At 68.4% G+C, this 19151-nt stretch carries 18 protein-coding genes and 2 pseudogenes; 10 read left to right on the plus strand and 10 right to left on the minus strand.

The genetic code is table 11. The annotated features are described in order from the left end of the window. Window positions 1–28 precede the first annotated feature (28 nt). The 4 genes from C8250_RS40705 to C8250_RS40720 form a co-directional block, all read right to left on the minus strand. Window positions 29–478 (minus strand): pyridoxamine 5'-phosphate oxidase family protein, encoded by a 450-nt coding sequence (locus C8250_RS40705; protein ID WP_138351966.1) that lies wholly within the window; start codon window positions 476–478, stop codon window positions 29–31. Then, entirely contained in the window at window positions 475–2130 is a 1656-nt protein-coding gene (locus tag C8250_RS40710; RefSeq protein WP_138352088.1) for a SulP family inorganic anion transporter, read from the minus strand. The genes C8250_RS40705 and C8250_RS40710 overlap by 4 nt, the downstream gene beginning before the upstream one ends. A gap of 68 nt (window positions 2131–2198) precedes the next feature. Continuing rightward, a complete protein-coding gene (locus C8250_RS40715; RefSeq protein ID WP_138351965.1) occupies window positions 2199–2540 on the minus strand; it encodes a metalloregulator ArsR/SmtB family transcription factor in 342 nt (113 codons plus the stop codon). A gap of 232 nt (window positions 2541–2772) precedes the next feature. Beyond that, window positions 2773–3642, minus strand: a complete 870-nt coding sequence (locus C8250_RS40720; RefSeq protein WP_187145185.1) for a universal stress protein — start codon at window positions 3640–3642, stop codon at window positions 2773–2775. Window positions 3643–4140: 498 nt separating this feature from the next. Between C8250_RS40720 and C8250_RS40725 the strand changes: the two genes are divergently transcribed. Then, window positions 4141–4605, plus strand: coding sequence for a pyridoxamine 5'-phosphate oxidase family protein (locus C8250_RS40725; protein ID WP_138351964.1), 465 nt, complete (start codon window positions 4141–4143; stop codon window positions 4603–4605). 167 nt (window positions 4606–4772) lie between these two features. Here the strand turns inward: C8250_RS40725 and C8250_RS40730 are convergent, their stop codons facing one another. From C8250_RS40730 to C8250_RS40745, 3 genes are all read right to left on the minus strand, one after another. Next, window positions 4773–5258 carry a general stress protein gene (locus tag C8250_RS40730; protein WP_232486268.1) on the minus strand — a complete coding sequence of 162 codons (486 nt, stop codon included), beginning with the start codon at window positions 5256–5258 and terminating at the stop codon, window positions 4773–4775. A gap of 118 nt (window positions 5259–5376) precedes the next feature. After that, on the minus strand, window positions 5377–5703 hold the full coding sequence (locus tag C8250_RS40735) for a universal stress protein (RefSeq protein ID WP_138351963.1): 327 nt from the start codon (window positions 5701–5703) through the stop codon (window positions 5377–5379). A 333-nt stretch (window positions 5704–6036) separates the two neighbouring features. Continuing rightward, window positions 6037–6894 (minus strand): universal stress protein, encoded by an 858-nt coding sequence (locus tag C8250_RS40745; protein ID WP_187145187.1) that lies wholly within the window; start codon window positions 6892–6894, stop codon window positions 6037–6039. 447 nt (window positions 6895–7341) lie between these two features. Here C8250_RS40745 and C8250_RS40750 point away from each other — a divergent pair, with 447 nt between their 5' ends. The 5 genes and pseudogenes from C8250_RS40750 to C8250_RS40765 all read left to right on the plus strand — a co-directional run bounded on the left by C8250_RS40750 (window position 7342) and on the right by C8250_RS40765 (window position 11892). Then, on the plus strand, window positions 7342–7995 hold the full coding sequence (locus C8250_RS40750) for a universal stress protein (protein WP_346268790.1): 654 nt from the start codon (window positions 7342–7344) through the stop codon (window positions 7993–7995). Beyond that, window positions 7890–8243 (plus strand): universal stress protein, encoded by a 354-nt coding sequence (locus C8250_RS44985; RefSeq protein ID WP_346268807.1) that lies wholly within the window; start codon window positions 7890–7892, stop codon window positions 8241–8243. The genes C8250_RS40750 and C8250_RS44985 overlap by 106 nt, the downstream gene beginning before the upstream one ends. Window positions 8244–8459: 216 nt before the next feature. Beyond that, window positions 8460–10040, plus strand: a pseudogene (locus C8250_RS40755) (oleate hydratase); the annotation flags it as partial. Between the two features lie 114 nt (window positions 10041–10154). Beyond that, window positions 10155–10880 (plus strand): universal stress protein, encoded by a 726-nt coding sequence (locus C8250_RS40760; protein WP_244809707.1) that lies wholly within the window; start codon window positions 10155–10157, stop codon window positions 10878–10880. 292 nt (window positions 10881–11172) lie between these two features. Beyond that, window positions 11173–11892: a CBS domain-containing protein gene (locus tag C8250_RS40765; protein ID WP_138351960.1), complete on the plus strand. Its 720-nt coding sequence runs from the start codon at window positions 11173–11175 to the stop codon at window positions 11890–11892. Window positions 11893–12081: 189 nt separating this feature from the next. Here the strand turns inward: C8250_RS40765 and sulP are convergent, their stop codons facing one another. Together sulP and C8250_RS40775 are read right to left on the minus strand one after the other, a co-directional pair. Beyond that, entirely contained in the window at window positions 12082–13764 is a 1683-nt protein-coding gene (gene sulP, locus C8250_RS40770) for a sulfate permease (protein ID WP_346268791.1), read from the minus strand. A 184-nt stretch (window positions 13765–13948) separates the two neighbouring features. Beyond that, window positions 13949–14389 (minus strand): Hsp20/alpha crystallin family protein, encoded by a 441-nt coding sequence (locus tag C8250_RS40775; protein WP_138351958.1) that lies wholly within the window; start codon window positions 14387–14389, stop codon window positions 13949–13951. Window positions 14390–14602: 213 nt separating this feature from the next. On the opposite strand from C8250_RS40775, the gene C8250_RS40780 reads away from it, so the two are divergent. Next, a complete protein-coding gene (locus tag C8250_RS40780; protein ID WP_138351957.1) occupies window positions 14603–14806 on the plus strand; it encodes a hypothetical protein in 204 nt (67 codons plus the stop codon). Between the two features lie 156 nt (window positions 14807–14962). Continuing rightward, window positions 14963–15217, plus strand: coding sequence for a hypothetical protein (locus C8250_RS40785; protein WP_187145188.1), 255 nt, complete (start codon window positions 14963–14965; stop codon window positions 15215–15217). Between the two features lie 26 nt (window positions 15218–15243). Here the strand turns inward: C8250_RS40785 and C8250_RS40790 are convergent, their stop codons facing one another. Further along, window positions 15244–17064: an MOSC and FAD-binding oxidoreductase domain-containing protein gene (locus tag C8250_RS40790; RefSeq protein ID WP_346268792.1), complete on the minus strand. Its 1821-nt coding sequence runs from the start codon at window positions 17062–17064 to the stop codon at window positions 15244–15246. Window positions 17065–17467: 403 nt separating this feature from the next. Here C8250_RS40790 and C8250_RS44200 point away from each other — a divergent pair. After that, window positions 17468–17635 (plus strand): annotated as a pseudogene (locus C8250_RS44200) (3-oxoacyl-ACP reductase); the annotation flags it as partial. Between the two features lie 183 nt (window positions 17636–17818). Continuing rightward, window positions 17819–18436, plus strand: a complete 618-nt coding sequence (locus C8250_RS40795) for a VOC family protein (protein ID WP_138351956.1) — start codon at window positions 17819–17821, stop codon at window positions 18434–18436. Window positions 18437–19151: the final 715 nt, after the last annotated feature.

Consider the following 19151-nt stretch of genomic DNA (forward strand, 5'->3'; position numbering starts at 1 on the left):
TGCCGGTGATGCAAGTCAGCGATCCGGGTCACGAACCGTTCGACCTTCCTGAATCGGCAATCTCCGCAGTGGCGGCCGTAGCAGCGGCGAGCCGATAGCCGCGAACGGTTTGCGGGCTGATGTGGGCGAGCGTGTCATGCGGACCGAAGACCCAGCCGGGGAGCGTACGGCGGTAGTGTGCGGCCTCGTCGACGTCAACGATCAGTCCGACCGGTCCGGTGACGCTGATCGACCACCCGCTGCGCCGTGCCGCAACGATCTCCTCGGCGTTGTACGTCACAACGGCTGGTCCCGCGAGGGCGCCTTCGGGCGCCGGGACACGGACGATGAGACGACCGTTCTCCAGGACATGGACTGCGGGCCGGACCTGGGTCAGCCCGCGTTGGACGAACACCAGACGGCCACCGGTGGTGCCTCTGAGCAGCCACAGGGCTTCGGGCCCCATCATTTCCGTCATTCTGTGGGACATGGAGGTCATCCGGCCGGCTCCTCGGTAGGGATTTTGGCGGCTTCAGCGGGGATCACCAGAACTCCCGTGCGCTGCAGGTGGGTTCGGGCCGCGCGGATCGCCTCCGGCGTGGTGCTGAAGACTCCGCCGTTGGCATACAACGGATCCAGGACACCGAGCGCGTCCAGAGCCTGCCGTTGGCCGGCCTGGATGCCCGATGCCATCACGGTGATCCCGCGACGACTCAGTTTGTGCACCGCGTCCTTGAGGACCAGTGCCCCCGTGGCATCCATGGCGGTGATGCGTGACAGCCGCAGGATCACCACCCGCACATCGGCGACATCGGTCAGCTCCAGCAGGAACCGGTGCGCGGCGGCGAAGAACAGCGGCCCCTCGATCCGGTACGCCACGATGTGCTCGGCCAGCAGCTCATGCTCCTCGACGCTGTGATCGCCCGCCGGGTCGTGCTCCAGCGGGACCCGGTCCAACCGGGCGTGCTGGGCGACCGCGCGCAGGGCGACCACCGCCGCGACCACCAGCCCCAGGACTACCGCGTACACGAGGTCGAGTGCCAGTGTCGCCAGCGCGGTGAGGATCAGGACGAGTGCATCACCCCGCGTGGCGCGGACCATTGCCCGCAGCGAACCGACCTCGATCATCCGGATCGCGGTGGCCAACAGGACCCCCGCCAGCGCGGCCAACGGGATCCGGGCCACCAGCGGCGCCGCCGCGAACACGATCGCCGCCAGGACCACGGCGTGGGTGAGGGCGGCAAGCCGGGAACCCGCCCCGGAGCGCACATTGACCGCGGTACGCGCGATGGCAGCCGTCGCGGGAACTCCACCGAACAGCGGAGCGGCCAGGTTGGCGAGGCCCTGCCCGAACAGTTCACGGTCCGGATTGTGCTTCTGCCCCACCGTCATGCCGTCGGCCACGGTCGCCGACAGCAGCGACTCCAGGGCGGCGAGCGCGGCCACCGCGATCGCCGGACCCAGCAGCGAGGACACTGTGGACAGGTCCAGGAATCCGAGGGAGGGCGCGGGAAGGCCGGCCGGCAGATGCCCGATCCGGGCCACGTCGAAGTGGGCGGCTTGTGCCGCGAGGGTCGCTGCGATGACCCCGACGATGGAGAACGGCACCGTCGGACGCCAACGGGCACCGGCCAGCATCAGCGTCGCGACACCGGCCGACAGGCCGACGGCCGTCCAGTTCGGATGCGCCGCGAACTCCTCCACCGCGCGCCAGGCCACGACGAGTACTTTCTCTCCTCTTGGCGTGGCCACACCCAGCGCGGCCGGCACCTGCTGCAGTCCGATCACGCAGGCGATACCCAGCGTGAAGCCCTCCACGACCGGCGCCGGAACGTACTTCATGTACCGGCCGGCCTTCGCCACAGCCAGTGCGATCAGGATGAGCCCGGCCATCAGCCCGACGGTGAGCACCCCGCCCGGTCCGTACCGCGCCACGATCGGGACCAGCACCACGGTCATCGCCCCGGTGGGCCCGGACACCTGCAGATTCGACCCGCCGAAGACGGCAGCCACCGCGCCGGCCACCACAGCGGTGGCCAGCCCCGCCTCCGCGCCGAGCCCGGACGAGACCCCGAACCCCAAAGCCAGCGGCAATGCCACGATCGCCACTGTCAGCCCGGCCAGCAGATCCCGGCGCGGCTGCCGTCGCATCCCGGAGAAATCCGCCCGGACCGGGAGCAGCGAGCGGATCGAACCCCAGGCATCGTGCAGCACCGTAGTCACCGGGAGACGACCTCGTTCTTCCGCAGCTCGGCAAGAAGCTCGTTCTGGCCGGTGAGAACCTGCGCGAGGATGGTGCGCGCCACGGACATCAACACGGCCACGTCTCCGCCGGCCAGCGCGTACACCACGGTCGAACCGTCCCGGGTGGACGTGACGATCCCGGACCGCCGCAGCACGGCGAGCTGCTGCGACAGGCTCGACGGCTCCACCTCGATCGCCGTCAGCAGCTTGCGGACCGGTATGGGCCCCTCCTGCAGCAGCTCCAGCACCCGGATCCGCACCGGATGCGCGAGCATCCGGAAGAAGTCTGCCTTGGCCTGATACAGCGGAACCGCCACAGCGCGCCCTCCTCATCGCCGGCTTCCACCGGACTGGGCTTCGTCCTGTGCCATCGATGACTGCAGACACAGCACTCACAGCATGTAATGAATTGCCATTTTTTGCAATTCTATCAAAGCGCATGAGGATGTCGGAGCTGGAGGGCGAGCAGTCGCCGCGCACACCGGTTGTGAGCTCAACGGCCTTGGCCGTGGACGCACCGCCTCCGTTCGGGGGCTGTGCTCCGCGTTGTCAGTCGTGGGCGATGACGGCGACAGGGGCGGTGGCGTGGTGCAGCACGGCGTGGGCGACCGGCCCGAGATGGGCGCCCAGGGGCGAGCGGCGCAGATGCCGGCCGACGATGACGAGGTCCGCGCCCACCGAAGCCTGAACCAGTCGGCTGCCGGCAGGTCCCATGAACGCCTGGGAGTCCGCGCGAACGGAGGGGAACTTGTCTCGCCACGGCTTCAGCATGTCGTCCAGCATCTGCGTGACACTCCGGCCGATGTCCCGTTCGTTGTCGGGGTCGAAGAAGGGGATGTACTCGTAGGCGGGAGGAAGCTTCCAGCCATGCACGGCCCGCAGGGCGCACTTGCGACGGGCGGCTTCCTCGAAGGCGAAGGAGAGGAGTCTGTCGGCGGCTTCGTGGATGTCCACGCCCACGACGATCTCGCCGTACCCGGCGGGCTCCGTGGGCCCGGTTTCCCGCGGCGGCCGTACGAGGGCCACCGGGGTTTCCGTGGCCGCGAGCGTCGACATGCCCACCGAACCGACGAAGAAGCCGACCAGGCTGCCCAGGCCTCGGGAGCCGAGGACGAGCAGCTCTGCGTCGGTGGCCTCGGCCGCCAGGGCTGCGGCCGGCCTGCCGGAGAGACAGCGGATGGTGATCTCCAGGCCCGGGTACCGGCGGCGTACGTCCTCCGAAGCCTCGGTGAGCGCCTCGTCGGCCCATCGGTCGGCGCTCTCCCGGCCCGACCGCGGAATGGCTGGGCTCATGGGCCAGTCGACCGCGTGGACGAGTCGCAGCGGGACCTCCCGCAAGGATGCCTCCCGTGCACCCCATATGGCTGCTGTCCGGCTCTCGAGTGACCCGTCGATGCCGACGGTCACATGGTGTTTCATGGCGGGAGCCTCCTGGGGGCACGTTCCAGCGGTAGCCGGCGGAGCGGGGGGTCTGCGGTCTTTCAGAGTGGCCCGGGACAAGGATGCGGAGGAGGGGCCAAACGGCCCCTGGTCGGACCGACCAGCCCCCTGCCCACCCCCGGGATGCCGGACCGGATCACGCACTCCGCACGCAGCAGCCTGCTGTTGGGGAGGGTGCACTCGGGGACTCTTGGCCCACGTCTGAGACCTGAACGGCCCTCCGCGTGGAGAGTCCGCTGTGGCAGCGTGAGAGCTGGACCCTTGGTGGTTCTCGGTGAGGAGGAACCGTGGAAAGTACCACGAGCGGCTCGGAACTCGGCTCCGTCGTACACGGACTGCTCCACCGGGCACACTGCCCGGTGCTCACGGTTCCTCTCGGCTGAGGATCACGACGGCGACGGCCCCAGCCGCGCAGGAAGCACTCGGTGTTCGGGACAGCGGTGATCTGTAGGGGAGTTGGAGAGGGAGGCGATCAGGATGTACCACGGGATCACCCCGAGAACGCCGACGGCTGATCGCACCGCAATCGGGCCGCGGCATACGGCGACGCTCGAACCCGACGAAGCCCTGAGACTGCTCGGCACGGTCGCTCTCGGCCGCATCGTCTTCACCCGCCACGCACTGCCGGCAGTATGCCCGGTCAACCACATCATCGACGCTGGGGACATCGTCCTCTGGGGTTTCGACGGCGGAGATATCGCCGCGCTCACGGCGCCCGACGACTGCCCCGGCATTGTCGTGGCCTATGAGGCCGATGCCATCGACCCGAAGACGGACCTCGGTTGGAGCGTGGTCGTCACTGGCTATGCGATGCCCGTTACGGACGGCCGCGACGGCCAGCGGTATGGGGAACTGCTCCGTCCGTTGATCGGCGGCCCGATGGGCCGCGTGCTGAGCATTCGGCCCGGTCTCATCACCGGATTCCGTCTTGAGAAGGCCTGACCACCACGTTGGGTGGTACCAGGTCACGGTGAGTGTGTCGTCCACCCGGTGCGTTCCGAAGCGCCACAGAGCCGGCCGACGGGGGACCCGCCGGCCGGCTCTGTGGGGCCGGACTGTCTCCTAGCGTCGAGGGCAGCGGCGGACCGTGGTCTCGGCCTGCCAGGTGCTCACCGGGTGCTGAGTACTGATCGCGCGTGATCGCCGTGCGACGCCATGACCAGTACTTGATAACGGCTGGGAATGACGGCGCTTCTGGACGTGAAATCCCGGCGTCCCGCGGTCATGGCGAACTGGAACAGCGCGAAGATCCCGCCGAACAGCACACCCCAGCTCAGGCCCCAGACCATGGCCTTCCAGAAGGCTGTCGTGCTCAGGATGCTCAGCAGCAGGCCGACGAAGGCTCCGAACCATGCTCCGCTCGTGGCTCCGTACAGCAGAGCGCGCTCCCAGTTCAGCCGCCCGGTGATCTGCTCCACCATCCGGAGGTCGCTTCCGACGATCTGGGTGGTCTCCACTTCGAATTCGTGGTCGGCGAGGTAGTCGACGACGCTCTGCGCCTCGTCGTAGGTGGGGAAGGAGCCGAGTGACACCTGCTCGCCCGGATGCCGTTCGACGGGTCCTCGTCCTGGTTTCACTGCTGTCGTGTTCATCATGGCTGCCTCCCGGCATGATCGATGGTCCGCGGATCCGATGGCGCCGGTGTGGCGATGGGCAGGGGCCGACCAAGCTCTCTTTCGCGGGGCGGTACGGAGGAGCTGGCCGGCAGGCATCTCATTCAGGAACGACGACGACCGGGCACGGTGCGTGCTGGACGCAGTGCTGGCTGACCGAGCCGAGGAGGATCCCGGCGAAGGTGCCGTGTCCCCTGGTGCCCACGGTCAACAGCTGGGCTCCCGCTGCTGCGGCCAGCAGGACCTCCGCGGGATGGCCTTCCACCACGCGGGCCAGCACTTCGACCGGCCGGTCGAGGCGCTCCGACTCGTTCGCGACGACCTCGTCGAGGTTCTTCTGGATGCTGGCGGCGATGTCACCGAGGTCGATGACGCCGGGTACCCACCCGTAGCTGTACGTGTACATGTCGGGGTTCTGCCATGTCATCGATGTCACGTGCACCGGTGGAGACACGCAACGTGTACGAAACGTCCTGGAGTCGCCGGTGAAGGTCCGGGTTGGAAGTGGCGCTGTGAGCGAGTGCCTGTTGCTCTGCACCCAGCGTGCTCTGCGGTCCCCGGATGCGTGAGGGGCCGAAGGTCCCGCTGAACGCCGAATGGTCCTCGTGGATCAGTCTGGTCGGGCCCTTCAAAGGCGACGACAACCGTGCGTGCAAGGACCAGAACCTGCGATGCACCGGGCCGTATCGCGGCCGCTGCGTGGTGTGCGCCCCCTGAGTGGTCCTCCCTGGTGCAAGGCGGCCGCCTCCGGCGGCGGGGGTCAGCGAGCGGGCACGATCGCCACCGGGCACGGGGCATGGTGCAGCATGGCGTGGCTCACCGAACCGAGTTGGAGGCCCGGATGCTCGTGCCGGCGGCGTGCGCCGAGTACGAGAAGGTCTGCTCCGGCAGCCGCACGCAGCAAGCTGGAGGCAGACCGGCCCTGCACAGCATTGCGCCGTACCCGCAGACCGCTGACTCCCGTCTCGGGAAGGGGCACTGCGCCCAGCAGGTTCTGTGCGCGGTCGGCCGCCGCACCGGCGTCCATCACCACTGACACCCCCGACATGTCGATCTCGGGGCGCCATGCGTGCACGAGCTCCAGGTCGGCATGTCTCCCCGCCGCTTCCTCGACCGCGAACTCCGCCGCTGCTGAAACATCGTGCGACCCCACACCCAGCACCACACGGCCGCGCCCGACCTCCGCGGGCTCACGTTCACCGCGAACCACCACGACGGGGTACGCGGCCCTCGCGGCGACCCGCAGGCTCACCGAGCCGAGCAGCAACCCGGGGAATCCGCCGTGGCCGCGGATTCCCAGCACCAGCAGCGGGGAGTAGCGCTGCAGGCCCAGCAGCGCGGACAGGACGTCCTCGGCGAGCAATTCGGTATCCACCGCTACGCCGGGCCGGCGCGCGGACGCCCGTTCGGCCGCGGAGTCCAGGATGTCCTCGATTGCCTTACGCTCGGGCGCGAGTTCAATGTCGTCCACGGTTTCCTGTTCGAACTGCTCCCAGACGGAAGCGTGGACGAGCCGCAGCCGCGCTCCGCGGCGGAAGGCGTCGTCCACCGCCCAGTCCACGGCTCGCAGACTCTCCGGAGAGCCGTCAACGGCCGCCAGCACGCATGCAATGCTCATGATCTTCTCCACACCTCGACAGGCCGATTCCGGCCATGTGTGCGACGACTGCCGACCGGTCGCTTGACTCGATCCGTCGGCGGGTGCGAAACCGCACCTTCTGTCAGTTCACACGCGGTGTGCCGCACGCGGTAGGGCCGGTCGGTCCCGCTCGCCCGCGCAGTAGGCCCCTTGCATGGGCCGGTGCCCGACCCCGGGGTGAGCGGTCAGTGTGCGCGGGTCACCGTCGGTGACCGGCGTCGTGCCGGCCTTCCTGGCGGCGCCCTCCTGCAGACTTGCTCGCGCTTACAGGGCGCACTTGACGGTCGAGCGATACTGCGTCAACCGTGCCGCGGGTAAGGCCGATCGGTCCCGGAGCGGGCCGTGCGGCCCCTGTCCCGGGCGTGTGGAGAGCTGGAGGCTGCTGTCGAACGAGTTCACCGAAACTCTCTTCTGGAGGTAACTCTCGTGTCCGCTCCCATTGCTGTCGGCCTGGACGGCTCCCCTGAAAGCATGTCCGGCGCTCGCTGGGCGGCCCGTGATGCGCTGCGCAGGAACCTGCCAGTGCGGCTCGTCCATGTCTGGAACTGGCATCCCCATCCCGGCGAGACATCTGACGGCTTGGAAGCACAACGCCACTGGGCCCAGCGGATACCGCGCGAGGCCGCCGCTGAGCTCACCCGGGAGTACCCCGCGCTGGAGATCGTCATTGACCAGGTGGGAGGGCAACCCGCGGCTGTTCTCCCGGTCGTCGCGGAAGAAGCCGAGCTTCTGGTTCTCGGCTCCCTCCAGGCGAAGGGCATTTCGGGCTTCCTCGTCGGATCAGCGTCGTTGGCAACGGTCGCCTGCGCCGAGCGGCCGGTGGTTCTCATACGGTTCGGCGAGACCGCGCAGGACGAACACCAACCCGACGAAGCCGGGCTTGCGTCGACCGTCACTCCGTACCGCGATGTGGTACTCGGCCTCGATCTCGCACGGCCCTGCGACGAACTGCTCGAGTTCGCCTCGACGCAGCTCTGCAACGCTCCGCGAGGTTGCGCGTCATCCATTGCTGGAAGCTGCCGTCGGCCTACAAGCACCGCGACGCAACGGTCGGCAGCACTCCGGAATCCGCTCTCGTAACTCAACAGGCGCATGCCCTGACCGAGATGCTGCGTCCCTGGCGGGACAAGTATCCCGCAGTAGAGCTGATCGAAGAGTCCGTGCCGGGAAGGCCTGCGGAGCACCTGCTGACCGCCTCTGCGGACACGTCACTCCTGGTCGTCGGTCGGCGCACCAGCCACTCACCGATCGGCAGGCATATCGGCCCCATCACACTCGCCGTGCTCCACCACTGCTCGGCACCGGTCGCGGTGGTACCGCACGCCTGAGAGCCCTGGCGCGACGGGGCTGGGGTTCCGGGCCCTGCGGCTCGATCTCATGAACACTGTTGGACCGGTCGGACGGGCCGGGGGTGGCCATTAGGCCCTGGCCGCAGCATTGATCACCGCGAAGAGTGGTGATCCCGGGGGACGAGCCGCCGGCGGCCCGCAGCAGATGGCGTTTCGGCCGGTGACAGCTGTGGGCGCAGTGACGATGAAGAGGAGCATGTTATGGCCAAGGCATATCTTGTGGGGAGCGGCATCGCTGCACTGTCAGCCGCCGCTCTCCTGATCCGCGACGGCGGATTCGCGGGCTGTGACATCCACCTGCTGGAGGAGCAGGAGGTGATCGGTGGCAGCCTGGATGCGGGAGGCACCGCGGAGACCGGGTACTCGATGCGGGGCGGCCGAATGTTCGAGGGCCAGTTCCGTTGTACCTACGATCTGCTGTCGTCCATCCCCTCCGTCGACGACCCGTCGATTTCGGTTACCGAGGACACCTTCGCTGCTCACGAAGCCTTTCCCTGGGATGACGCTGCCCGCTTGGTCGACAGCGACGGGAAGATCATCGATGTCCGCTCCATGGGCTTCTCCGAACGCGACCGCCTCGAACTGGTCGCCTGCATGGCCACTCCCGAGCGCCTCCTGAACCGAAAGCGGATCTCCGACTGCTTCGGCGAAGAGTTCTTCACCACCAACTTCTGGTACATGTGGTGCACGACCTTCGCGTTCGAGCCATGGCACAGTGCCATCGAGTTCCGGCGCTACCTCAACCGCTTCGTGCACCTGTTCCCGACTTTCGGCACCATGTCAGGGATCTACCGGACCCGGTACAACCAGTACGACTCCATCGTGCGTCCGCTCCAGAAGTGGCTGAACGACCAAGGCGTGACCACCCGCACCGGCTGCCTGGTCACCGACCTGGCGTTCGCACCGGGTGACGCGACCACCGTCGAGCGGATCCTGTACACCCACGGTGGTCTCAGAGAAGACATCCACGTAGCGCCCGACGACCTCGTTCTCGTCACCAACGGATCCATGACCGCCAATTCCAGTCTGGGATCCGATACCGCGGCCCCGATACCCGTCATTGCTGCCTCCGAACAGCCGGGGTCCTGGCGGCTCTGGCAGTGGCTGGCCCGAGGACGCGACGACTTCGGTAACCCTCACGTCTTCGACCGGAGTGTGAAGGACTCCACTTGGGAGTCCTTCACGGTCACCTGCAAGGACCCACTGTTCGTCGAGCTCATGGAGGCGCTGAGCGGGCGCGAGGCCGGCGAGGGCGGTCTGATGACCTTCCCGTCCTCCAGTTGGCTGCTCACCATCGTGCTGAACCACCAGCCGGTGTACCGCGAGCAGCCCGACGGCGTCACGGTCTGGTGGGGCTACGGGCTCTTCCCGGATCGATCCGGTGACTACGTCGGCAAGCCGATGACCGACTGCACAGGGCAGGAGATTCTGCGCGAGGTCCTGCACCACCTGAAATTCGAAGCGAACCTGGACCGCATTGCGGAGACCTCGACCGTCATCCCGTGCCTGATGCCCTACATCACCAGCCAGTTCCTGGTCCGTGAGCACGGTGACCGTCCGCAGGTAGTACCGAAGGGCTCCACCAACCTGGCCTTCATCGGCCAGTTCGCCGAGGTTCCCGATGACGTGGTCTTCACGGTGGAGTACTCGGTACGCACCGCCTGGACCGCCGTCAACACACTCCTCAAGCTCGGCAAGGAGCCGCCGTCGGTCTATAAGGGACAGCGCGATCCGCGAGTGCTCATGAACGCGCTGACCACGATGCATCAGCGGTAATGCTCCCAACCGGTCTGCGGCCTGCTGCAGACCAGGGACTGACCGACCCAAGCGGAAACTCCTATGTCGAGCCGAAAGTGGAGTCCGGAGGTGAGCTCCATGGGGGAGCGTTGTGTGGTCGCTGGTGTGGACGGTTCCGTTCAGGGTCTGGAGACTGCTGAATGGGCAGCGGCGGAGGCGCAACGGCGTCGCTGCGCATTACGGTTGATGGGTTCCGATTTACCTGGTGGCCTTGACGGGGTGCTGGCCGCTGTAAGGGTGCGGCATCCCGCGCTGTCGATGACGACTCAGCGAGATGAGCGCCCGCAGTCCGCCCTCCTTTCGGCTTCGGCCGGTGCCGGCCTCCTCGTGATCAGTGCGATGAACCGCGATGCCAGACAGATTGCCGCCGGCGCACAGTGCCCCGTGGTCCTGGTACGGGAAGCCACAGCCGGCGAGATCGTCCTTGGGTTTGACGCGCGACACCCGGCGGCAACTGCGACCGGCTTCGCTTTTGACGCCGCGCAACGGCAGGGCTGTCGGCTACGCGTGGTGCACGCCTGGCGGCTGCCGGCGCCAGTGAAGGGCCGTGCGCGGTACACGGTTCTGGAGGAGGACCGGGCCGAATGGGAGGACGAGGAAGTGCAGGTCCTCCATGACGCGTTGCGTCGCTGGCGGGAGAAGTACGCCAAGGTGGATGTTCTTCCGGATGTGCGGCTGTTCACCGCGTCGTGGGCTCTGGTGAACGCGTCTGCGCACGCGGGACTGGTCGTGTTGGGACGCGGACCGGACGGGCTCGGCCCGGTGGGGCACGCGGTCGCCGAATTCGCGGAGAGTCCGGTTGCGTTCGTTCCGGCCTGACGCACACCGCCGGTGACAGGACCGGGTCGATGCCGGTTCCACCACCGAAGCCGCGCAGCGTTCTGGCCTCAGGGCTGGGGACAACCGGCATGGGACAGGCTGCGTGGCGTCGGGGTCGCCTTCTCGAGGTGAGCCGGACTGGACGGATCCCGCTGCGGCGGGGTGCCCGCTGATGAGTGGACCGTACGGCCCACGCCGCAGGGCCGGGCGGCCTCTGGAAAGGCGGCTCGCACAGGTGGACGCTGAAGTCGTCACCGCAGAAGGGCGTTCACACCGAGATGGGGAATCAGTGATGAGGCACAACAGGATCACCGACGTGATGACGGCCAATGTCGTCAAGGCCGTCTACGCCACGCCGTTCAAAGTGGTTGCAGAGCAGCTGTCCCGGCACGGCATCAGCGGACTTCCCGTCGTCGACGGCGACGACAAGGTCATCGGTGTCATCTCCGAGACGGACCTGATGATGCGCCAGGCCGCGAGCGTCGCTGAAACCGCTTCGCGGTGGAGCCGGCTCTTCCGCGGCCATCGCCGGGAGCAGATCAAGGTCCGGGCCCGTACCGCGGGGCAGCTGATGTCCCAGCCGGCGGTCACGGTGCACGCAGAGGACTCCATCGCCGAGGCCGCCCGCACCATGATGGAGCAGAAGGTGGAGCGGCTGCCCGTCGTCGACGAGCAGGACCGCCTGATCGGCATCGTCACCCGCCGCGACCTGCTCCAGGTCTTCCTGCGGCCGGACAGCGACATCCGCCGCGATGTGATCGACCAGGTGCTGGTCCGCACCCTGTGGGTCGTCCCGCAGGCCATCGGCGTCACCGTGGATGATGGGGTGGTGACGCTGGAGGGGCGGCTGGAACGCCGCAGCGAGATCGGCATCGCGCTACGTCTTACCCCGCTGATCGACGGAGTGGTCGCCGTGGTCGACAAGCTCACGTACCAGCTCGACGACTCGCACCTGAAGGTTGCCGAACCGGCACTGCACGGTGTGGCCGACGACTGGATCCGGAAGCTCTGAGGAACCGCGGAACGGGCACAGAGGCGACGAAACCGTGAAGGAAGTCCGGCGATCGTGGCGTTGGCGGTCCGATCGCTACGACGCTGTTCCGGCAGGATCGAAGGATGGGTGAATCCGGTGCCGAGTGGTCGGAGCGGCGGCCTTCTTGCCGTTCTGCCGCACGGATCCCGCCCCCGGTCCTGCCCTTCGTCAGGGAGCGCCTGCCCCGTGGCGCTTCGTGAGCCAGTCCTGATAGGCCGCCACGGCAGTGGGCAACGTGGCGAAGATCCTTTCCGGGCCGATCGCCTCGGTCAGTCCGTACGCGTCCAGGTCGTCGCGCAGTTCTTGCTTCACACGGGCGAGGGCGAACACGATGCCGCGCCGGCCGAGTTCCTTGCGCAGGGATTCGACCGCGTCCAGTGCGGTGATGTCGACCTCGACATTGGCTTCTGTGTTGAGGATGAACCAGGCCACCGGCCCCCGGTGTTCGTCGACGGCGGACAGGGCGCGGCGGCGGAAGTTCTCGGCGTTGGCGAAGAAGAGTGGTGAGTCGTAGCGGTAGATGACCAGCCCGGTGATCGTACGAGCCTGCGGATAGTCGTCGACATCATGCATCCCGGCCATCCCGGGGACCCGTCCCTCGATCGCGTCGTGCGGGCGGGCCACCCGGGCCAGCATCTCGGCGACGGAGAGGCCGACGGCGACCAGCACGCCGTAGAGGATGTCCAGAGCCAGGACGCCGACGAGGCAGCCGAGCGCCAGCAACAGCTCTCTGCGGCGGAATGCGGCCAGCCGCCGGAAACCGGGCAGGTCGATCAGCCGTAGAGCGGCGTAGACGACGATGGCGCCCAGCACGGTCGCCGGGATATGGGCCAGCAACCGGCTTGCGACCAGCAGCACGGCGAGCACGGCGCCGAGCGCTACGAGGGAGTAGGCCTGGGTGCGGCCGCCCGCCGCGTCGGCGAGCGCCGTACGGCTGGCGCTGCTGCTCACCGGGAAGCCGTGCAGGGCTCCGGCGCCGAGGTTCGCGGCGCCCAGCGCCAGCAGCTCCTGATTGGCGTCGAGCTGGTGACCGCCGTCCTGTGTCGCGAAGGCGCGGGCGGTGAGGATGACGTCCGTGTAGCCGACCAGCAGTACGCCGAGCGCGGGCAGCAGCAGGTGCGGCAGGTCGCCCGGGTCCGGCAGTGCGGGTCGGGGCAACCCCGAGGGGATGGCGCCGATGACGGTGATCCCGTGGTGCTCCAGCCCGAAGACGGCGACAACAGCGGTTCCCAGGACGACGAGGAGCAGCGGCCCCGGCAGCCGGGGGAAGTAGCTCTGCACCGCGAAGAGGAGGACCAGGGCCGCCGTGGCGAAGGCCAGCGTGGCCGGATGGGCCTGCGGAACGTGCCGGGCGAAGGAGAACAGCTGCGGGAAGAACTCCGTCCCGTGCACGGGCACGCCGGTCAGCCGGGGTAGCTGGTCCACGATCATGATCAGGGCCACCCCCGCCATGTAGCCGACGAGAACCGGCCGGGACAGCAGATCGGCGACGAAGCCCAACCGCGCCGCCCAGGCGACGAGGCAGAGCAGCCCGACCGCGACCGCGAGAGCAGCGCACAGAACCGCGTACCGGGCCGGGTCCCCGGCGGCGAGCGGCCCGATGACGGTGGCGGTCATCAGCGCCGTGGTGGACTCCGGCCCGACCGACAGCTTCCGGGACGAGCCCAGCAGCGCGTAGAGCAACAGCGGCGGCACGATCGCCCACAGGCCGGCGACCGGCGGCAACCCCGCCAGCCCCGCATACGCCATCACCTGAGGAACCAGGTAGGCCGCCACGGTCACCCCGGCGAGCAGATCTCCGCGCAGCCAGGCCCGCCGGTAGCCGGACAGCACGACAAGCCCCGGCAGCAAGTGCCTGCCAGCCTCTACCACCCGGGCACGCAACTCCCCCCGCTCCGGTGGACGGTCGCCGCCGGAGGATCCTGGCGTGGGACCGGTATCTCTGGGAGCGTGCGGCCGCCCCGACCGCGGACCGGAGTCGCGCGGTCGGGGTCGTCGTTCCCCGTCCCGGCCGTGCCGGGGGATCACGGGGTTCTCACGCGTCGGCGCGCTGCACCTTGATGGTGCGCGCCCCGGTCTTCGGCTCTGTGACCGGGACGTTCACGGTGAGGACGCCGTCCTTGTAGTCGGCCGTGGTCTCGTCCGCCCGGGCGCCCGCGGGCAGCCGGACGGAACGGGCGAACGCTCCGTAGCGGAACTCCGAGTGGTGCCTGCCCTCGGCCTTCTCCGTCCGCTCGGCGCGGATGACCAGCACATCGCCGTCGATGCTGATCTCGACATCCTGGTCCGGGTCGATTCCGGGCAACTCGGCCTTCACGACGTACGCGCCCTCGGCCAGCTTCTGCTCGATGCGGATGCCGTGCAGTCCGGGCACGTTCCGCATTCCCGGCACCGCGGGGATGCCGGCCTCGATCCAGTCGAACAGTTCCGGCAGCAGCGGCGGCCATCCCTGGCGCCGTTCCAGTTTCGCACTCATCGCTTCCTCCTCGCGTCGAACGTTCACGGACTGTGCGGGTGCGATTCCAGGATCCTGTTCCCTGCTGTACCGCATCAGGGGCCGTACGGCCTACACATGACCGGCCGTACGGGTCCCGAATGACCCATCCGGCCCCGGGCGGAGGGCGCGCAGCGGGGGGAGGCTGAGGGACGGAAGCTCCTGTTGACGAGCAGATGTGAGGAGATGACCGCCGTGTATACGACCCTGACCGCGGACTTCTGGACGCTCTTTGTGTACATGTTGGGCGCCGCAATGGTGCTGGTACTGGTTGCGACCCTCGCCGCCGAGGCAGTCGTGGACCGGCTGTCCGCTCGGCGCACGCGGCGGTCGCAGATCCGCCGGATCCCGGATGCTGTCCTGGCCCGGCCCCGGCAGCCGCACCACGCGCACTATTGAGCGCAGGGGCTGCGCAGGAGGACCGAACTGCCCGTTCCTGTGCCTGTACGGACGACGTACGGCCGCGGATGTTCCGCGGCGCGGCCGGGGCTCTCGCCGGCCGCGCCACTGTGCCGTGGAGCCGAAGAACGCTCAACGGCCCGTGAAACAGGACCGATGTTCCCTGTCGGCCACGTCAGGGGAGGGCTCTGCTGGGGGGAAGGTGAGCGGGACGCCGCGCTCGACGCCACGGACAACGTGGAAGCCGCGTACCGGACCTTCCGCCGGTCCGGCGTGCGACGGCTCCCGGCCCTGGACGGAGAACGCCTCGTCGTCGCACTCACCGTCGATGACCTGCTCCTGGACGTCTTCCAGCGCCTCGCGGACTCGCTCGGAGCGGCGCAGGGAACGGATACGGGCGCAGCAGCGTGACGCCCTTGGCTGCGGACGCAAGCCGGTCACATGTCCAGGACCAAATCGGCAGGCGGCGTCGAACAACAGATGAAGGCGCTTCCCTCGGCGGGGAGGTCTACGGGCTCCGGGGAGTAGTCGACGTGGCCCGAAAGCAGCCCGGTCTCGCAGGTGTGACAGACCCCGGTGCGGCAGGACCAGCGCACGGGCACGTCGCATGCCTCGGCGAGCTCTAGCAGGGTCCCGTAGTCGCGGTGCCAGGGGACGGTCAGCCCGCTGCGAGCGAAGGACACGGACGGCCCCGCCTGTCCGCCGGGAAGATGGGCCGGCTGGTGCGGTGCCCTGGCGGATCCCGCCACCACACCGGGGGTGACGGCGGACGCGGCCCCGAAGATCTCGGTGTGGATACGCGAGGACGGCATGCCACAGGACTCCAGGGCTTCGGACAAGTCCTGCATGAACGCGCCTGGACCGCAAAGGTAGGCGTCGGCGTCCGGAGGCAGCTCGAGGGCGCGGATCCGCTCGACGCTGAGCCGCCCCGTCATCGTGTAGTTGATACCTGGGCGGTCAACGCTGCGCGGACGGCTGTAGGAGACAAATGACCGGCCTGCGGGCAGCCGGGAGAGCAGCGCGTGCACTTCGTCGGCGAAGGGGTGGTTCTCGCCGTCTCGAGCCGCCTGCAGCCACCACACCGGGCGCCGTGAGGGTTTCGCGGCCAGAGCGTGGAGCATGGCCAGGACCGGAGTGGCGCCGACACCGGCGGACAGCAGCAGAACAGGAGTATCCGCGTCCGCCAGCAGGAACGTACCGCGCGGAGCGGCGACATCGAGAACATCGTCCACTTTCACGTGCTGAGAAAGGTAGGTGCTGGCGAGACCGTGCGGTTCCTGCTTGACACTGATGCGGTAGGTCTCGGCGCCCGGTCGGCCGGACAACGAGTAGTTCCGGATGACCGGGGAGGCCTGTGGGTCCGGCCGCAAGCGGACTCCGAGGAACTGCCCCGGCAACGCGGCTGGGAGCGGTTCACCGTCAACTGACGCCAGAGTGAGCGAGAAAATACTCGCGCTCTCCGGTTCGATGCGGACGACTTCGAGCGGGCGGAACCCGGGCCATGCCGGAGGCGGGCTGGTGACGCTGAGCCCACTGTTGCCGCCCACGGCGCCAGGGCCGCGATCCGCGTCGTCGAGCAAGGCTCGCAGCGATGTCTTCCACCCAGGGCTCAGTGCTGGGATGCGCAAGGCGCGTTCGAGCTGCGGCCGGGCGTGACCGGGCAGGTAGAGCAGCGCGTCGATCTCTGCGACCGTCATCTCCTCGGGGCCCGAGACGACTTTTACGATCTCGTCTCCGGCCTGCACCTGCCCTTCTGCCAGCACGCGCATGTAGAAGCCCGGGCGGCGGTGGGACACGAGCAGGGCGGCCATCCGAGGTTCTCCCAGCCGCAACCCCACCCGGTAGCACGTCACCCGGGGTTGCGTGACCTCGAAGAGCGCACCGCCGATCTCGTAGCGGTCGCCGATGCACACCTCGTCGTCGGCGAGTCCCTCCACGGTGAAGTTCTCGCCGAACTGGCCGTACGTGAAGTCGTCCCGCTTCATGTGCTCCTGCCAGTGGCGGTAGGAGTCCAGCTGGTAGACCAGTACGGCACGCTGCTCGCCGCCATGCCCGGATAGGTCGCCTTGCCCGTCGCCGTCCAGATTGAGCCGCCGCGCCATCAGGGGTCCGGCGACAGGGTGCTTCCAGATGGCGGTATGCGTGGTCCTGCCATGCCAGGCAACGCCTTTCGGCATGCCGACGTTCACGGCGATCAGAGTGGCCATACGATATCCATTCTCTCGAGCGCAGCCGCCATATGGGCGCGAACCCGACATTACGCCCGCTAGGCGCATACATACGCGGGTCTCGACTGGCCCGTCCGGCGTTCGATGACCTCCCTCGGGCCCTGGCTCTCTGGAGTGCGGCTCGAAATCGCCCTGAGCCGAGCGGGGCGTGTGCCGTCGCGCGGCCATCCTCCGGTCGGGGCGCCCCTGCGGCGTCACGGGCAACTGCCCGCGGCGATGGAATGGTGCGCCATCAAGGAAACCTCCTCGCACGGTTCAGCTGACTGCCGGCTTCAGCGGGCCCCAGACGGTGACGAGGGGGCCATTCCACGTATGCCGCACGGAACCCGCTAGGCGTGGCGCACCGGTCCCTGCACACCAGCGAACGCCAGCACGTGCGTGACCACGACCACGGATGGGCCGGACGGGTGACTTTTGAGGTAGTACTCGAGGGCAGATGTTGTGTCAGGGCGGTGGCCACGTCGTGCAGAACTACCAGCCTGGTCGATCACGCCCACTTGGCCGTCCCCTCCGTGCTCGCTCACTGACCAAGGGTGGACTCCGGTCCGCCCCGAAGGCTCTCGCGTTCGAGTACGCCACTCGCGGGATCCGCAGCAACGCGGGCTGCCTGAGCGTCGGTTGCTGACCCCTCACCGCACGAGCCGTACCTGGCACGCGGGACGCTCTGGCCCGTGACCTCCCTGGCCCACATCGACCCCTGCCATGCGCTGGGGGTGCCCCGGTGATCGGGCCGTGCAAGTCTCGCCTTGTCGGCATTTTCGGACGAGCGCAGGAGGCGCGGGTCATGGACATGAAGCTCGAAGTCGTCGTGGTGCCGGTGGCCGATGTCGACCGGGCCAAGGACTTTTACACAGGGCTGGGTTGGCGGCTCGACGCCGACGTCGCCACCGACGAGAACTTCCGGGTGGTGCAGGTGACCCCGCCCGGCTCGCCGGCGTCGGTCATCTTCGGCACCTCGGTCACCTCCCAGGCACCGGGCTCGGCTCAGGGACTCCACCTGATCGTCAACGCGATCGAGGCCGCCCACGACCAGCTCAAGCAACTCGGCGCCGACCCGAGCGAGGTGTTCCACGACGCAGGCGGTGTCTTCCACCACGCCGGAACCGACGCCCGAGTAACAGGCCCGGATCCGCGACGCAGCAGCTACGGCTCGTTCCTGTCATTCAGCGACCCGGACGGCAACGGCTGGGTCCTGCAGGAGATCACCACCCGGCTTCCGGGACGAATGGACCCCACGGTCACCACCTTCTCGTCTTCCTCGGACCTCGCGGCCGCGCTGCGCCGCGCCGCGGCCGCACACGGCGGGCACGAGGCGCGCACCGGCGCGCAGGATCCGAACTGGCCGGACTGGTACGCGGACTACATGGTGCGCGAGCAGGCCGGAACCGAGCTGCCTTCGTGAGCGCCCGCAACTCCGCCCGACGCCAGGGATGGGGAGTGATCGAGCGCGGAGTGTGCCCTCATCGGGCAGTGCACCTGTCCGGAGAGCGTCAACTGGTGCGGTGGCCGTCGTTCGATGGGAGGACAGCGCCCGCAAGGGCCGTTCCAGGTCGATGTAGCGGAACTCGTACACGACCTCGTCGAATGCACAACGGATGAAACTACCCGCACCGGGTTGGGTGCCCAATGGGATATGAACGGCAATTCGTCTGACATGGGTGTGCTCCGGCAGGGGGCTCCTCCTCGGCAAGGGGGCCTTCGCGATCTTCCGGGGGCTTGCTGTGTCGGCGGGGTCGAGGGTGCAGGGTTTGGCGGGCGCTGGGTGCGGTGGGTCTCGGGTCTGCACCGGTAAAGGCCAACTCGGCCGGTGCCAAGACCGGATGGCGGACGGGGTGGGCTTCTTTCGCTCGTCCGCCCTCCGGCTGCGGAGCGATTACGCCTCGCGACCAAAGCGTTCACGAATGCCCGTCCGGGCGAATCGGGGTGCCGGTTCCAGAAGCCTGGCGCCCGCGCCCGCCCGTCGTCCGGTGGCCCGGACTCTCCCCGGATGGGATGCCCGAGGAACCGCACTGGGTCCTGTGCGCCGGCGACAACGTTCGTTTCCGTCCGTTTTGGGTGGAGCATGCTACTTGCCTTGGGTCATGGGGGCAGCGGATGATCGACGCTTGGATTAGGTT

The sequence above is a fragment of the Streptomyces sp. So13.3 genome, assembly GCF_005860785.2.
In the GTDB taxonomy this organism is placed as follows: domain Bacteria; phylum Actinomycetota; class Actinomycetes; order Streptomycetales; family Streptomycetaceae; genus Actinacidiphila; species Actinacidiphila fildesensis.